Origin of the sequence: Paenibacillus sp. OT2-17, assembly GCF_009827695.1 — a bacterium.
GTDB lineage: Bacteria > Bacillota > Bacilli > Paenibacillales > Paenibacillaceae > Paenibacillus > Paenibacillus polymyxa_B.
The window spans coordinates 1-809 of record NZ_WUDQ01000948.1 but is presented as its reverse complement, the minus strand read 5'-3'; the positions used below and the strand labels follow the sequence as shown (position 1 = coordinate 809).

Annotated in this window: 2 protein-coding genes; both read right to left on the bottom strand. The window is 52.0% G+C overall.

Annotation, left to right across the window (positions count from 1 at the left end):
- On the bottom strand, window positions 1-589 hold a 589-nt coding region (pyrE, locus tag GRP75_RS28380; RefSeq protein WP_160791048.1), incomplete at its 3' end, for an orotate phosphoribosyltransferase.
- Window positions 586-809, bottom strand: a 224-nt coding sequence (locus GRP75_RS28375) for an orotidine 5'-phosphate decarboxylase / HUMPS family protein (RefSeq protein ID WP_202404361.1), incomplete at its 5' end; no start/stop codon positions are given. The genes GRP75_RS28375 and pyrE, both read right to left, overlap by 4 nt.

Here is an 809-nt window from a genome sequence, read left to right as displayed (position 1 = left end):
CTTCTTCCTGAATAGTTCCTTCACGCAAGGCAACGTTCATCAGGGCTGTATAATTGGACAGGCTTTGCAGCTCCACACCTGCTTCTTCAAAGGCTTGAGTCGCTTTGTCTAGCTGGTAGCTGAAAATAGCTAGTACCGCTAACGGCTGAGCGCCTGCTTGTGCTACGGCCTGTGCTGCTTTAATGGAGCTGCCTCCTGTAGAAATGAGATCCTCGATGACCATAACCTTTTGTCCTGCGCCGATGCGGCCTTCAATTTGGTTCTCTTTCCCATGTCCTTTGGCTTTGTCCCTCACATAGGCCATTGGCAGATTTAGCTTTTGCGCCACCCAGGCCGCATGAGGAATCCCTGCTGTAGCTGTCCCTGCAATGACTTCGGTTTCGGGATATTGCTCACGAATGAGGGCAGCAAATGAGTCTGCGATCAGCTCGCGTACCTCCGGGTAGGACATGGTCAGACGATTGTCACAGTAGATTGGCGATTTAATGCCGGATGTCCATGTAAAAGGCTGTTGCGGGCGCAATGCCACCGCCTGAATACGTAACAGATGGGATGCGATTTGCTCGGGGATACTATTGAATGTGGTCATACTTGTATCATCTCCTCAATAATGTGTTCCGCTGCGGCACGTGGGTCTGCTGCTGCGGTGATAGGACGTCCAACAACAATGTAGCTGCTGCCTTGGGCAATGGCTTGCTCAGGTGTAAGCACACGCGACTGATCGCCTGCAGCACTACCTGCCGGGCGTATGCCAGGAGTTATCGTCTTAAAGTCTGATCCACATACAGCACGAATGGCAGGCACTTCCA